The sequence below is a fragment of the Pectobacterium punjabense genome, from assembly GCF_012427845.1.
GTDB lineage: Bacteria > Pseudomonadota > Gammaproteobacteria > Enterobacterales > Enterobacteriaceae > Pectobacterium > Pectobacterium punjabense.
In genome coordinates this window covers 4,365,718-4,380,899 of sequence record NZ_CP038498.1, presented here as the reverse complement: position 1 = coordinate 4,380,899, position 15,182 = coordinate 4,365,718, and the positions used below count along the sequence as shown (strand labels likewise).

The following is a 15,182-nucleotide window of genomic DNA, read 5'->3' as shown; positions in this document are numbered from 1 at the left end:
CCACAACGCCTTTATTTCCCTGTCACGCTACGCTATCAAGCTGCTCCAATACCTGGCGGGGTGAGATCAGTGGGACGCGTACTTCGACCCGGGTGAATTTATCCGCTTCGCTGACTACCGTGATGCCATAGCGGTTGCCATAGCGTGCTTTGATGCGGCGATCGACCAGGTTCATGCCTAGCCCATCGCCACCGCTGCGGGGTTGATAGGTACCCGCGTTATCTTCCACTGACAGCTCTAGCGTGTTGGCGTGCAGACGTCCGCTAATGTGGATGTGCCCGTGTTCAATCATCTGCGAGGTGCCGTGCTTAATCGCATTTTCGACAATCGGCTGTAGAGAGAACGCCGGTAATCTAGCCTCACGCAGCGCTTCTGGCAGAGAAATCTCTACCGTCAGGTGATCGGCAAAGCGTGCTTTTTCGATTTCCAGATAGGCGTTAACGTGCTCCAGCTCGTCATTGAGCGACACTTCATCGTTACTCCGCTTAAGGTTTTTACGGAAAAACGTCGACAGAGATAGCACTAACTGGCGGGCGTGGTCGGGATTGCGTCGTATCACGGCGGACAGCGTGTTCAGTGCGTTGAATAGAAAATGCGGGTTGACCTGTGCATGCAGTAGCTTGATTTCTGACTGTGCCAGCAGTTGTTTCTGCTGTTCAAAGCGGCCTGTTAGAATCTGTGCGGAAAGCAGGTGGGCGATCCCTTCTCCTAGCGTACGGTTAATACTGGAAAATAGCTTGTTTTTGGGTTCATAAAGCTTGATCGTGCCGACAACGCGCTGATCTTCGCCACGCAGTGGGATCACCAGCGTGGAACCTAGCTTGCAGTGCGACGACACCGAACAGGTGTAAGACACCTCGTTACCATCGGCGTACACCACCTGATTATTGTCTATCGCCCGGCGCGTGTGTGATGACGTAATGGGTGCTCCGACGTTGTGGTGGTCATCGCCCAGCCCGATAAACGCCAGTAATTTGTCGCGATCGGTAATGGCTACAGCTCCCACACCCAGTTCTTCATACAAAATACGGGCAACACGCATACTGTTTTGTGGGTTGAACCCCTGACGCAGCGCCCCTTCGGCGCGGGCAGCGATTTGCAGCGCCTTGGCGGAAAATGCAGAGGTATATTTTTCAAAAATAGCGCGTCGGTCGAGCAAGATACGCATGAACATGGCAGAACCAATGGTATTGGTGATCATCATCGGTAGTGCAATGTCTCTCACCAGTTCAGCGGCATTATCAAAGGGGCGGGCGACCAGCAGAATAATCGCCATTTGCAGTATCTCTGCAACCAGTGCGGTCAGGCCGACGACGAGGGGCTTAAAGAGCAAATCGATACGGTTGCGGCGTGCCAGATAGCGATGTAGCAGCCCGCCGAGCAGTCCTTCGGCAATAGTCGATAGCATACAGGCCAGTGCGGTCATGCCACCCATGGAATAGCGGTGTAACCCGCCCGTTAACCCGACGAGAAAGCCCACTGAAGGGCCACCCAACATGCCGCCGAGCACGGCGCCCGTCGCGCGGGTATTGGCAATAGAATCGTCTATATGCAAGCCGAAGTAGGTTCCCATAATGCAAAACACGGAGAAAACCAGATAGCAGACCAGCTTGTGTGGCAGACGAATGGTGACCTGCATCAGCGGGATAAATAGCGGTGTTTTACTGAGCAAATAAGCGATCACCAGATAAACACACATCTGCTGTAATAGGGAAAGAATCAGATCAATCTGGCTAACCATGGTCGGTGTCTCGTCATTCAAAATCCGCCAAATTGTACTGCTTTTTACTCGCGGACGAATCGTTCTTTGAACGAAAAATGCTAATTGCTCTGTGTCATAACTTATTCATATAAATATAAACGGAAAAATTTGATCAGTTCTCGGTTATTTCTCCGTTCTTTGACTACGCTAAATGAAGGGGCGTAGTGCGAGAACCCTTTCATAGTATTCATTATTTTTACATGTCGCCGTTATTCGTTAGCAAGCTAATAACTCATTATTTTTATTGAGTTTTATCGAAAATAAAGTTTGGGAAAAATATAAGCGCCACATAACGTTTTATAGCGCTTATTTATTTAATTCAAATGGTTAATCAAAGGATGAATACCATGTCAGCGTTTTCTGATGCGATTAATTCACTTATTTCCGGGCATTATGCCGATCCATTTTCGCTGTTAGGTATGCATCATTCCTCCGAAGGTCTTGAAGTTCGAGCATTGCTGCCGGATGCGCAGGCAGCGTGGGTTGTTGATGCCAGCAATGGGCGAAAAATTGTCGAACTAGAACGTATAGACGAGCGCGGTTTTTTTTGTGGTCTAGTGCCACGCCGGAAAAATGCTTTTCACTATCAATTGGCTGTGACCTGGCGTGAAGAAACCTGGGTAATTGAAGATCCTTATCGTTTTGGCCCGTTGTTGCAGGATATGGATATTTGGTTGCTGGCCGAAGGCACCCACCTGCGACCTTACGAACGATTAGGCGCACATCTGGAAACGCTGGATGGGGTCGAAGGTACGCGCTTTGCCGTGTGGGCACCCAATGCGCAGCGTGTTTCGGTGGTGGGAGAATTCAACTTTTGGGATGGTCGCCGACACCCGATGCGGCTGCGTAGGGAGAATGGCATTTGGGAGTTGTTTCTGCCCGATGTGAAAGCGGGGCAGCTCTACAAATATGAAATGATCGACAGCCACGGTAGCGTCCGGCTGAAGGCCGATCCTTATGCGTTTGAAGCGCAGATGCGCCCGGATACCGCCTCGCTGATTACGCCGCTGCCTGAGAAAGTCCCGACCAACGAGGCTCGCCGTGAGGCGAATGGCCTGCGTTCCCCTATCTCTATTTATGAAGTCCACCTCGGTTCCTGGCGACGGCATACGGATAACAATTTCTGGCTGAGCTATCAGGAACTGGCGAAGCAACTGATTGATTATGTGCAGTACATGGGTTTCACGCATGTGGAACTGATGCCGATTAACGAACACCCGTTTGACGGCAGTTGGGGCTATCAGCCGCTGGGTCTATATGCGCCAACGCGTCGCTTCGGCACGGCGCCGGAATTCAGAGCGTTTGTTGATGCGCTCCATGATGCGGGCATCAACGTCTTGCTGGACTGGGTGCCGGGGCATTTTCCCGGTGACGAATACGGTTTAGCACAGTTTGACGGCACCGCGCTGTATGAATACGCCGATCCGCGTGAAGGCTATCATCAGGATTGGAATACGCTGATTTATAACTATGGCCGTCATGAGGTGCGTAACTATCTGGCGGGTAACGCGCTGTTCTGGATGGAACGCTATGGCATCGACGGGCTGCGGGTAGACGCCGTGGCCTCCATGATTTATCGCGACTACAGCCGCAGTGAAGGCGAGTGGGTGCCGAATCATTACGGTGGTAAAGAGAACCTCGAAGCGATTGCGTTTCTGCGTTACACCAACCACACGCTGGGTCATGCCGCGCCTGCGGCGATCACGCTGGCTGAAGAGTCGACCGATTATCCGGGCGTTACGCTGCCGCCGGATTGCAACGGGTTAGGGTTTCATTACAAGTGGAATATGGGCTGGATGCACGACACGCTGGCCTATATGCAGCACGATCCGGTTCACCGCAAATACCATCACGATTTGCTGACATTCGGCATGTTGTACGCCTATAGCGAGAATTTCGTGCTGCCGCTGTCTCACGATGAAGTGGTACACGGTAAGCGCTCGCTGCTGGATCGCATGCCCGGCGATGTCTGGCAGAAATTTGCCAATTTACGCGCCTATTACGGTTTTATGTGGGCCTATCCCGGTAAGAAACTGTTGTTTATGGGGGGCGAATTTGCGCAGGGACGTGAATGGAACCACGACGCCAGTTTGGACTGGCATCTGCTGGATGAGCCGGAAGGGTGGCACCGCGGCGTGCAGACGCTGGTGCGCGACCTTAACCACTGCTATCGCCAGCAGCCGCCGCTGTATCAGTTGGATTTTCAGCCGCAGGGCTTTGAATGGCTGGTGGTAGATGACCGAGAAAACTCGGTCTTTGCCTTTGTCCGACGTGATGAACAGGGCAATGAAGTGCTGGTGGTCAGCAACTTTACGCCAGTGCCACGTTACGGCTATCGGATTGGCATCAACCAGCCCGGCGGTTGGCGAGAGGCCATCAACACCGATTCTGTTCACTACAACGGTAGCGATTTGGGCAATGTTGGGACGATTTACAGTGAGGAGTGGGGCAGCCATCAGCGTCAACATTCTCTCGTGCTGACCATTCCGCCGCTTGCCACGCTGTATCTGGTGAAGGAGGTGTAAATGGCGGAATTGCAGACGGGCAAACCGACGCCGCTGGGGGCGAGTTTTGACGGCAGCGGCGTGAATTTCGCGTTGTTTTCGGCGGATGCCGAGCGGGTTGAGCTGTGCATATTTGATGAACGCCAGCAGGAACAGCGCATCGAACTGACCGCGCGCAGCGGTGATATTTGGCACGGTTATCTCCCTGATGCACAGCCCGGCTTACGCTACGGTTTTCGGGTCGATGGGCCGTTCGAGCCGTCACAGGGTTTACGCTTCAATCCGCATAAACTGCTGTTAGATCCGTGCGCTCGTCAGCTTGATGGCTGGGTGGTGGATGACGCTTGCCTGCAAGGCGGGATTGACCAGCGAGATGAACGCGATAGCGCTGACATCATGGCGAAGTGCGTGGTCACGACGGAGGATTACGACTGGCAGAATGACCAGCATCCGCAAACCCCCTGGAGCCGGACGGTGATTTATGAGGCACACGTTCGCGGGCTGACGCAACTGCACCCTGATATCCCCGAGGATATTCGCGGTAGCTATGCGGCGTTAGGCCATCCAGTGATGATTGACTATCTGACGTCGCTGGGCGTGACGGCGCTGGAACTGCTTCCTGTGCAACAACATGCCGATGAACCGCGGCTTCAGCAATTGGGGCTGCGTAACTACTGGGGCTATAACGTGCTGCTGCCGTTCGCGGTGGATAACAGTCTGGCTGCGGGTGACGACGCGCTGAATGAATTTCGCGATGCGGTGAAAGCGCTGCATCACGCGGGGATCGAGGTCATTCTGGATGTGGTATTCAACCATAGTGCAGAACTGGATGTCGAAGGTCCCACGTTATGCCAGCGCGGCATCGATAACCGCAGCTATTACTGGCTGGATGACAACGGCGAATACCATAACTGGACCGGCTGCGGCAATGTGCTGCGCCTGAATCACCCTGCGGTGATTGACTGGGTGATGGACTGTCTGCGCTTCTGGCGTGAAGTCTGCCACGTTGACGGTTTCCGCTTCGATCTGGCAACGGTACTGGGGCGTACCCCAGATTTTACCGCTGCCGCACCGCTGCTGTCCGCGATGAAAAACGATAGTCGCTTACAGGGCTGCAAGCTGATCGCTGAGCCGTGGGATATCGGGCATGGCGGCTATCAACTGGGTCAGTTCCCGACGCCGTTTGCCGAGTGGAGCGATCGCTATCGTGACGACATGCGCCGCTTTTGGCTGCATGGTGATATTTCTCTCGGCGCATTTGCCTGCCGTTTTGCCGCCTCCAGCGACATCTTCCAGCAGCGCGATCGCCTGCCTTACGCCTCTATCAACAAACTGACGGCGCATGACGGTTTTACGCTGCGCGATCTGGTGAGTTTCAACCACAAGCATAACGACGCGAACGGTGAAGGTAACCGTGACGGCACGGACAGTAACTTCAGCAACAACCATGGCACGGAAGGGTTAGAAGCCGATGACGACATTCGTCAACGCCGGCTGGCTAGCCAGAAGGCGCTGCTGACGACGCTGATTTTGTCGCAGGGTACACCAATGCTGCTGGCGGGCGATGAACTGGGGCACAGCCAGCAGGGCAACAACAACGCCTACTGCCAAGATAATGAATTGACCTGGCTGCACTGGAAAAATGCAGATCGTGGCTTGCGTGAATTTGTCGCTGGGTTGATCCAACTGCGCAGCACAATCCCGGCATTACAGCAGGAAACGTGGTGGCAGGAAGGGGATGGCGCGGTGCAGTGGCTGAACCGAGAAGGGCAGCCTTTAACGCCGCAGCAGTGGGAGCACGGGGAGCATCAGCTACAGATTTTACTTTCCGGTCATTGGCTTGTGCTGGTTAACGCCAGTCTGCATGCCGGAACGTTCATTTTGCCAGAAGGCCACTGGCAGGTTTCACCGCCGTTTGATGAGACGAACCCGCCTGAAGGCGGAATTTGGCACGGACACGCGCAGGCGGTATGCGTCTTGATAAAACAGACCGCCTAAGCGCAAGCCATTAAAAAGAATAATCAGGAGATAGCCATGGTGAACAACGATAAGCATGACCCTCTGATGTTGGCAAGACAGCTCCCTCTGAAATCCGTGGCATTAATTTTGGCAGGAGGCCGTGGAACGCGACTGAAAGGGCTGACGGCATTGCGCGCCAAGCCTGCCGTCCATTTTGGCGGCAAATTTCGCATTATTGATTTCGCGCTGTCCAACTGTCTGAACTCCGGCATCCGCCGTATTGGTGTGATTACGCAATATCAGTCGCATACGCTGGTGCAACACATTCAGCGCGGCTGGTCGTTTTTGAATGCGGAAATGAACGAGTTTGTCGATCTGCTTCCCGCACAGCAACGCCATTCTACCGATCATTGGTATCGGGGAACCGCAGATGCCGTTTGTCAGAATCTCGACATTATTCGGCGCTACCGTGCGGAGTATGTGGTGATCCTCGCGGGCGATCACATCTACAAGATGGACTACTCACGGATGCTGATTGATCACGTGGAGAAGGGGGCAGAGTGTACAGTCGCCTGCCTGCCTGTGCCGCTGGAAGAAGCCAATGCCTTTGGCGTCATGAGCGTGGATAAACAGCATCGCATCCTCGATTTTTCCGAAAAACCGGATAACCCGACACCGATGCCGGATAACCCCGACATGGCGCTCGCGAGCATGGGGATCTATGTTTTTAATGCGGACTATCTTTATCAATTGTTGGAAGCGGATCGCAATGCGCCGGACTCTAACCACGATTTTGGTCAGGATCTGATCCCGAAGATCGTCTCGCAGCGTCTGGCCTGGGCGCACCCTTTTACTCTGTCGTGCGTCACGTCGGGTGAAGATGAGCACCAGTATTGGCGGGATGTCGGCACGCTGGAAGCTTACTGGCGCGCCAATCTCGATCTGGCGTCCGTCACGCCGGAATTGGATGTGTACGATCGGCATTGGCCGATTCGTTCCGCTATTGAATCGCTGCCGCCAGCTAAATTTGTTCAGGACCGCTCTGGCAGCCATGGCATGACGATGAACTCGCTGGTATCGGGGGGCTGCATCGTTTCCGGTTCGGTTGTCACGCATTCGGTGTTGTTCCCGCGTGTGCGGGTCAATTCATTTTGTAGTATCGATTCGACGGTGATCCTGCCGGATGTCAACGTGGGACGCTCCTGTCGTTTACGCCGTTGCGTGATTGACCGTGCCTGCCACTTGCCGGAAGGCATGGTGATTGGTGAAAACGCGGAAGAGGATAGCCGCCGTTTTTACCGGTCGGAGGAAGGGATCGTACTGGTCACGCGATCGATGTTGGAAAAGCTGTAAACGCCATCGGCACAAAATGGGAGTCATAATGCGGGTCTTACATGTTTGTTCAGAGCTGTTTCCACTATTGAAAACCGGCGGTCTTGCGGATGTGGCAGGTGCGTTGCCCGGCGCGCAAATTGCGGCGGGGATGGATGCCCGCGTCATCCTGCCTGCCTTCCCCGATTTGAAAAAAGGGATCGCTGATATACAGGTTGTGCGTGAGCTGGATACGTTTGCCGGACATGTCACCTTACTGTTTGGCCATTTTAACGGCGTCGGCATTTATCTGATTGATGTGCCTGAGCTGTATGAACGCGCGGGCAGCCCTTATCACGACCCGGCGCTTTACGCCTATGCCGACAACTACCTGCGGTTTGCGCTGCTAGGGTGGATGGGGTGTGAAATGGCGTGCGGGCTGGACCACTATTGGCGGCCCGATATTGTGCATGCTCATGACTGGCACGCGGGGTTGACCTGCGCCTATCTGGCGGCGCGTAATCGCCCGGCGAAATCGGTTTTTACCGTGCACAATCTGGCTTATCAAGGGCTGTTTGATGCCCGACATATGGCGGATCTCCACTTACCGAGAGACTTCTTTCAGGTCTACGGGCTGGAGTTTTACGGCCAGATTTCTTACCTCAAGGCAGGTTTGTTCTACGCCGACCACATTACGACCGTGAGCCCGACCTACGCGCACGAGATTACGCTGCCAGCCTATGGTTATGGCATGGAAGGCTTGCTACAGGCGCGTGAAGAAGAGGGGCGCTTGTCTGGCATTCTCAATGGCGTAGACGAAACGATTTGGAATCCGGCGGATGATCCGTTGCTCACAAGCCATTACAGCCGCGATGCGCTGGCGAACAAAGCGGAAAACAAGCGGCATCTGCAAACGGCGATGGGCCTGAAAGTGGATGACAAGATCCCGGTGTTCGCCATTGTTAGCCGCCTGACCAGCCAAAAAGGGCTCGACATTGCGTTAAGCGCGATACCGGATTTGCTGGAACAGGGTGGGCAACTGGTGGTGTTGGGGGCCGGAGATGCCGATTTGCAGGAAGGTTTTCTGGCCGCCGCAGCCGAATATCACGGTCAGGTTGGCGTGCAGATTGGCTATCACGAAGCCTTCTCACACCGCATTATTGGCGGTGCGGATGTCATCATGGTGCCCAGCCGATTTGAACCCTGTGGGTTAACGCAGCTCTATGGCTTGAAGTATGGCACGTTGCCGCTGGTGCGCCGAACGGGTGGGCTGGCGGATACGGTATCTGACTGTTCGCTAGAGAATCTGGCAGATGGTCTGGCAAGCGGGTTTGTCTTTAACGATTGCAGTGTGGGATCGCTATCCCGCGCGATTCGTCGTGTGTTCGTGTTGTGGTCCCGACCTACGCTATGGCGCTATGTGCAGCGTCAGGCGATGGCGATGGATTTTGGTTGGCAGGTTTCTGCTCAGGCTTATGGTGCGCTCTATCAACGCTTGCATACCCACTAGTTTTCCTGCGGTGCGTCATCCGCGTGCAATCTGAAAACGACAGGGTAGGGTAACACTCACTTGGGAATGAATATTATGAACTCGCCGTTTATCTATACTTCACCAACGCTCAGTGTGGAAGCGCTGAAACACTCTATTGCTTACAAGCTCATGTTTAGTGTGGGGAAAGATCCCTCGATTGCGAATAAACATGACTGGCTGAACGCCACGCTGCTGGCCGTGCGCGACCGGATGGTGGAGCGCTGGCTGCGCTCGAATCGGGCACAGCTTTCGCAGGATGTACGGCAGGTGTATTACCTGTCGATGGAGTTTTTGCTGGGGCGGACGTTGTCGAACGCGCTGCTGGCGATGGGATTGTATGATGATCTGAAAGCGGCGCTGGATGGTATGGGGCTGGAACTGGACGATCTGCTACAGGAAGAAAATGATCCCGGCTTAGGGAACGGTGGCCTGGGGCGTCTGGCCGCCTGTTTCCTCGATTCGCTGGCGACGATGGCCCTGCCGGGGCGCGGCTACGGCATTCGCTACGAATACGGCATGTTCAAACAGAATATCGTTAACGGCAAGCAGGCCGAATCGCCGGATTACTGGCTGGAATACGGCAATGCATGGGAATTTCCACGCCACAGCACGCGTTACAAAGTGCGGTTTGGGGGACGTATCCAGCAGGAAGGCAGCAAAATGCGCTGGCTGGAAACGGAAGAGGTTATCGCGTGCGCCTACGACCAAATCATTCCCGGTTTCGATACCGATGCCACCAACACATTGCGTCTGTGGGGCGCGCAGGCCAGTAATGAAATCAATTTAGGTAAATTCAATCAGGGCGACTATTTTGCGGCGGTAGAAGATAAAAACCACTCGGAAAACGTGTCGCGTGTGCTGTATCCCGATGATTCCACCTATTCTGGTCGTGAGCTGCGTTTGCGCCAGGAATACTTTCTGGTTTCCGCGACAGTGCAGGACATCCTCAACCGCCATTGGATGATGCATAAGACCTATGCCAATTTGGCGGAAAAATTCGCTATCCACCTGAATGATACGCATCCGGTGCTGGCGATCCCTGAGCTGATGCGCTTGCTGATTGATGAGCATAAATTCAAGTGGATAGAGGCGTGGACGGTCGTGAGGAAAGTCTTTTCCTACACCAATCACACGCTGATGCAAGAGGCGCTGGAAACCTGGCCGGTTGATATGTTGGGTAAAATTCTGCCGCGCCACCTGCAATTGATTTTCGAAATTAACGAACATTTTCTCGAGTACGTGCAGAAAGAAGTTCCCGATGACAACGAGCTGCTGGCACGGGTTTCCATCATTGATGAAAACAATGGGCGTAAAATACGGATGGCGTGGCTGGCGGTGATCGCCAGCCATAAAGTGAACGGCGTATCGGAGCTGCATTCGGATCTGATGGTGCAGTCCCTGTTTGCTGACTTTGCCCGACTTTTCCCCAATCGCTTCTGTAATAAAACCAATGGGGTAACGCCGCGGCGCTGGCTGGCGCTGGCCAACCCGTCGCTCTCTAAGCTGTTGGATGACACCATCGGGCAGACCTGGCGTACCGATCTGAGCCAACTGAGCGAACTGAAACAGCACATCGATTATCCGGCGTTTGTGCAGAAAATCCGCAAGGTGAAGCTAAAGAACAAAGTGCGTTTAGCGACCTACATGGCGGAAAACCTGAATATTGTGGTTAACCCGGAATCACTGTTTGATGTGCAGATTAAGCGCATTCACGAATACAAACGGCAACTGCTGAATGTGTTGCACATCATCACGCTCTATAACCGCATTAAGGACGATCCAGGTGTCGAACGTGTTCCGCGCGTTGCTATCTTTGCGGGCAAGGCGGCATCGGCTTATTACATGGCGAAGCACATTATTAACTTGATCAACGATGTCGCAAAGGTGATCAACAACGATCCGGCACTGCACGATCGGCTGAAGGTCGTCTTTATCCCGAACTACAGCGTGAGTCTGGCACAGCTGATCATTCCGGCGGCGGATCTGTCTGAACAGATCTCGCTAGCGGGAACGGAAGCGTCCGGGACCAGCAACATGAAGTTTGCCCTGAACGGTGCGTTGACGATCGGTACGCTGGATGGGGCGAATGTCGAAATGCTGGAACATATTGGCGAAGAGAATATGTTTATCTTCGGTAACACGGCCGACCAGGTTGAAGCACTACGGCAGAACGGCTATAACCCACGGCAGTATTACGATCAGGACGAAGAACTACGCCGCGTGCTGACGCAAATCACCACAGGGGCTTTTAGCCCTGATGATAGCCGCCGTTATAGCGATTTGTTTGATTCACTGGTGAATTTTGGCGATTACTACCAGCTACTGGCAGACTATCGCAGCTATGTGGATACGCAGGATCGGGTGGATGAGCTGTACGAGAAAAAGGACGAATGGGCGCGCAGCGCCATACAGAATATTGCCAACATGGGTTATTTCTCGTCTGACCGCACCATCGGTGAATATGCGGAAGATATCTGGAATATCAAACCGATACGGTTGTGATTACGGGAACTTCATTGAGGGTTAATTTTTAAAAAGACAACAGGCGTTCAATGAACGCCTGTATATTATGGTTAGCATTTTTATCGGATGTATGCGAATTTTCAATGATTCATCTTAATGTTTTCTAATGAGGTCGCTATTCCATATGCTGGTCGTGTTTTTTATGCAGATATTTCAACGTCAACGAACCAAAGATTGGGATGGTGAACATAATAATAAACAGTAAAGATGAAAGCTCGTAATCAAAATCTATAGTTGCCATGATAAATAAAAAAATGATAATCGCCATCGCGCCGATGAAATATTTTTTCATTATGAAATGTAAACAAATAGATACAACCCCAATAAAGATGATGTAACCGGAGAACATAATCCAAGCTAAAAAATCCCAGCTATTAAAAAAATTCGTCTCACTATATCGATCGCCGCAAAAAAAAACATATAAAAATGATAAGAAACACCAAAAAAAGGTGGGTAATAAAAAAATTTTAATAATAGATGATTTATTTATTATCACTCTATTATTCTCTGTTTTTAAACATGTATTCCTGCTCATCATCATCCTTAATCGTATTATCCATAACATTAAAGCCAATATTTATACTGTATCATCCTGATATATTCAGACAACTTTAATCTGCATTGGCGTGTTCGGTATTCCCCGTTGCACTGCTGCCAACATGGGCTATTTCTCGTCTGACCGCACCATCGGCGAATATGCGGAAGCTATCTGGAATAGTAAACCGATACGGCTGTGATGACGTGTTGATGATATGAAAAAAGCGCCGTAGGCAACAACCTACGGCGCTTTTGTATTGCAGTAAAAGGCGTTTGCTGTGACCGCAGATTAACCCGCTTTTGCCACTTGCTGTTGGCGGTAGCTGGCTAACCAGTCGCTGATGCGCTGTTTCTGCGCGTCATCAAAGCGCATGCCCAGTTTGGTACGACGCCAGATGACGTCGTCCAGCGTGACGGCCCATTCTTTCTCGACCAGATAGCGCAACTCTACTTCATACAGGTCATGACCGAAATCTTCACCCATATCGCTGAGGCCTTTCACGTTTGCCAGAATCAGTTCGCTGTTTGAACCGTAGGTACGGCTGTAGCGGCGCGTCAGTGATTCAGGCAGATTGAAACGGCGACGCAGCGCGGCGGCGTAGTCATCACGCGTACCCGAGATATCGCCACCCGGCAGTACTGCCCCTTTCGTCCAGGCTTTGCCTGCCTGCGGATAGTATTTGTGCAATTTGTCCAGCGCGTGCTCTGCCAGCTTACGGTACGTCGTCAGCTTGCCGCCAAACACGGAAAGCAGAGGAGCCTGACCGTTATCATCATCCACTGACAGCGTGTAATCACGCGTAATCGCCTGTGGAGAATCGGACTCGTCATCGCACAGCGGACGCACGCCGGAATAAGTCCAAACGATATCGTCACGCGTGAGCTGCTGTTTGAAATGGTCGTTATACACATCCAGCAGATAGCCGACTTCGTTGTCATCGATCTTCACATCGTGCGGATTGCCTTTGTATTCCACGTCAGTGGTGCCGATGATCGAATAATCGTCCTGCCACGGGATCACGAACACAATACGGTGATCTTTGTTTTGCAGGATATAGGCCTGCGGCTGGTTGTGGACTTTTGGCACCACGATGTGGCTGCCTTTGATCAAACGGATGCCGTAAGGCGATTTCAGTTGCAGACCATTATCGAAGAATTCTTTCACCCACGGGCCGGTTGCGTTCACCAGGCCTTTGGCGCGCCAGGTGAAGGTTTCGCCGGTCAGTGAATCGACGGCATCGACAATCCACACGCCTTGTTCACGGCGAGCGCGGGTCACTTTGGTGCGGGTACGGACTTCTCCGCCGCGTTTTGTCACTTCCTGCGCGTTTAACACCACCAGACGCGCATCGTCCACCCAGCAGTCCGAATATTCAAAGCCTTGCTTCAGTTCAGGTTTAAGCACCGACTCTGCGCCGAATTTCAGTCCCTTACTGGCAGGCAGGCTAACGCGTTTGCCAATATTGTCATACATAAACAGGCCGATACGAATCATCCAGGCTGGACGCAGGTGCGGCTGATGGGGCAAACGAAAGCGCATCGGGAAAATAATGTGCGGGGCCATTTTCAGTAGCGTTTCACGCTCAGACAGCGCTTCGCTGACCAAACGAAACTCATAGTGCTCAAGGTAACGCAGGCCACCGTGAATCAGCTTGGAGCTGGCGGAGGACGTGGCACAGGCGAGATCCTGTGCTTCCAACAACAGGACTGATAAACCCCGCCCAGCCGCATCTGCGGCGATGCCTGCACCGTTAATTCCGCCGCCGATAACGATGAGATCTTTGGTTTCCACGTTTCTTCCTCCACCCTCGAATAAATCAAAATGTTCGTTTTCGAGCATTATAATAATCGAAAACAAACAAATCAGCCAATGGTTAACCAAATAAAAACATTTATGCGTGATGGAGCTAACAATATGGTGATAATTGTCACATTAAAATAAGGGGTATTAGCGGGTTTTTGGGGCTTTTCTTGACGATATTGCCCCTGTAGGCGTTACGGTTGCTCGATATATTGGCTGAAGCGTAAGAGATAACCATCGGGGTCCTGCACCAAAAACTCTCGCTGGCAGGCTTTTGTCGCGTTCTCGCTGGCGTCTATTGTGTAATAGTTATCTCTCAGCGGTCGGTAAAGCGGGATGCGATGATGTGCCAGGTTGTCCAGTAGCGGCATGACGTCATCCACCTCAATTTGAAGATTGATACCCCGTCCCAAAGGCCTGATTAGCGCCTCCGTGTTCCATCCTCCATCGTGAAACGCTTCCAGCATTAGCTGTGCTTCGCCGAGACTGAGATAGGCAAATTCTGGATTCTCACGGCGGATCGTTATGGCGAAACCGAGTATGTTCACGTAGAAATGCAGAGAGGTGGAAAAGTCCGTCACGGTAAGTTCAGGTACCATGCGGTTCCAGTAGGTTTGTGTCATAGGATTACCGTTTTTTATCGCCATGCGAAGCCCTAATGCCGATCGTTTAAGCATCGAGAGATATGGGGCGACCACAGGGGTGAGGCGTCCCTGCGGGAACCATCCCCTGCGTTTCCCCTAATCATGGGCTTAAGTGATCCGTATTATGCGAAGCGCTGTTTTTCTTAATAACCTTATAATCATATAGGTTTTATGCTGCCAAAGGCAGGTTACAATGACGCCAGTTGTTACTAACATCCTGTCTATTATTAACAAGGTTGTCACTTTCGATGGAACAATTTGAAGCTATTAGTATTGAGCAAGCCCATTCCCGCTGGCAGGAAGGGGGCGTTGTCGTTGATATTCGCGATCCACAGAGCTTTGCCACTGCTCATGTTCCCGGCGCGATGCACCTGACGAATGAGAGCCTGTCTGATTTTGTGCGCGGTGCTGACTTCGATGCGCCAGTTATGGTGATTTGCTACCACGGCATTAGCAGCCGCAATGCCGCGCAGTACCTGATTAGCCTGGGATTTGATTCGGTGTACAGCATTGATGGTGGTTTTGAAGCCTGGCAACACCGTTACCCGCAGGATGTGTTACCACCAGTGTGAAAGTGGAAACCTGCTGCGTTTGACGGCGCAGCAGGCGA

At 52.5% G+C, this 15,182-nt stretch carries 9 protein-coding genes; 6 read left to right on the top strand and 3 right to left on the bottom strand.

The genetic code is table 11. The features are described 5' to 3' along the window. Nucleotides 1-22: 22 nt before the first annotated feature. Nucleotides 23-1,741, bottom strand: a complete 1,719-nt coding sequence (locus E2566_RS19880) for a sensor histidine kinase (RefSeq protein ID WP_107168947.1) — start codon at nucleotides 1,739-1,741, stop codon at nucleotides 23-25. Nucleotides 1,742-2,109: 368 nt separating this feature from the next. On the opposite strand from E2566_RS19880, the gene glgB reads away from it, so the two are divergent. The 5 genes from glgB (at nucleotide 2,110) to glgP (ending at nucleotide 11,569) form a co-directional block, all read left to right on the top strand. Continuing rightward, nucleotides 2,110-4,287: a 1,4-alpha-glucan branching enzyme gene (gene glgB / locus E2566_RS19875; RefSeq protein ID WP_107168946.1), complete on the top strand. Its 2,178-nt coding sequence runs from the start codon at nucleotides 2,110-2,112 to the stop codon at nucleotides 4,285-4,287. Then, on the top strand, nucleotides 4,288-6,264 hold the full coding sequence (glgX, locus tag E2566_RS19870; protein WP_107168945.1) for a glycogen debranching protein GlgX: 1,977 nt from the start codon (nucleotides 4,288-4,290) through the stop codon (nucleotides 6,262-6,264). 36 nt (nucleotides 6,265-6,300) lie between these two features. Continuing rightward, a complete protein-coding gene (glgC, locus tag E2566_RS19865) occupies nucleotides 6,301-7,578 on the top strand; it encodes a glucose-1-phosphate adenylyltransferase (RefSeq protein ID WP_107168944.1) in 1,278 nt (425 codons plus the stop codon). Nucleotides 7,579-7,606: 28 nt separating this feature from the next. Further along, nucleotides 7,607-9,046, top strand: a complete 1,440-nt coding sequence (glgA, locus tag E2566_RS19860; RefSeq protein WP_107168943.1) for a glycogen synthase GlgA — start codon at nucleotides 7,607-7,609, stop codon at nucleotides 9,044-9,046. A 75-nt stretch (nucleotides 9,047-9,121) separates the two neighbouring features. Further along, on the top strand, nucleotides 9,122-11,569 hold the full coding sequence (gene glgP / locus E2566_RS19855) for a glycogen phosphorylase (RefSeq protein WP_107168942.1): 2,448 nt from the start codon (nucleotides 9,122-9,124) through the stop codon (nucleotides 11,567-11,569). Nucleotides 11,570-12,416: 847 nt separating this feature from the next. On the opposite strand, the gene glpD is transcribed toward glgP, so the two are convergent. Together glpD and E2566_RS19840 are read right to left on the bottom strand one after the other, a co-directional pair. Beyond that, nucleotides 12,417-13,919 carry a glycerol-3-phosphate dehydrogenase gene (gene glpD, locus E2566_RS19845; protein WP_107168939.1) on the bottom strand — a complete coding sequence of 501 codons (1,503 nt, stop codon included), beginning with the start codon at nucleotides 13,917-13,919 and terminating at the stop codon, nucleotides 12,417-12,419. A 203-nt stretch (nucleotides 13,920-14,122) separates the two neighbouring features. Further along, nucleotides 14,123-14,551, bottom strand: coding sequence for a bleomycin resistance protein (locus E2566_RS19840; protein ID WP_234257425.1), 429 nt, complete (start codon nucleotides 14,549-14,551; stop codon nucleotides 14,123-14,125). A gap of 269 nt (nucleotides 14,552-14,820) precedes the next feature. Between E2566_RS19840 and glpE the strand changes: the two genes are divergently transcribed. Continuing rightward, nucleotides 14,821-15,144, top strand: coding sequence for a thiosulfate sulfurtransferase GlpE (gene glpE / locus E2566_RS19835; protein ID WP_107168938.1), 324 nt, complete (start codon nucleotides 14,821-14,823; stop codon nucleotides 15,142-15,144). The last annotated feature ends 38 nt before the right edge of the window (nucleotides 15,145-15,182 follow it).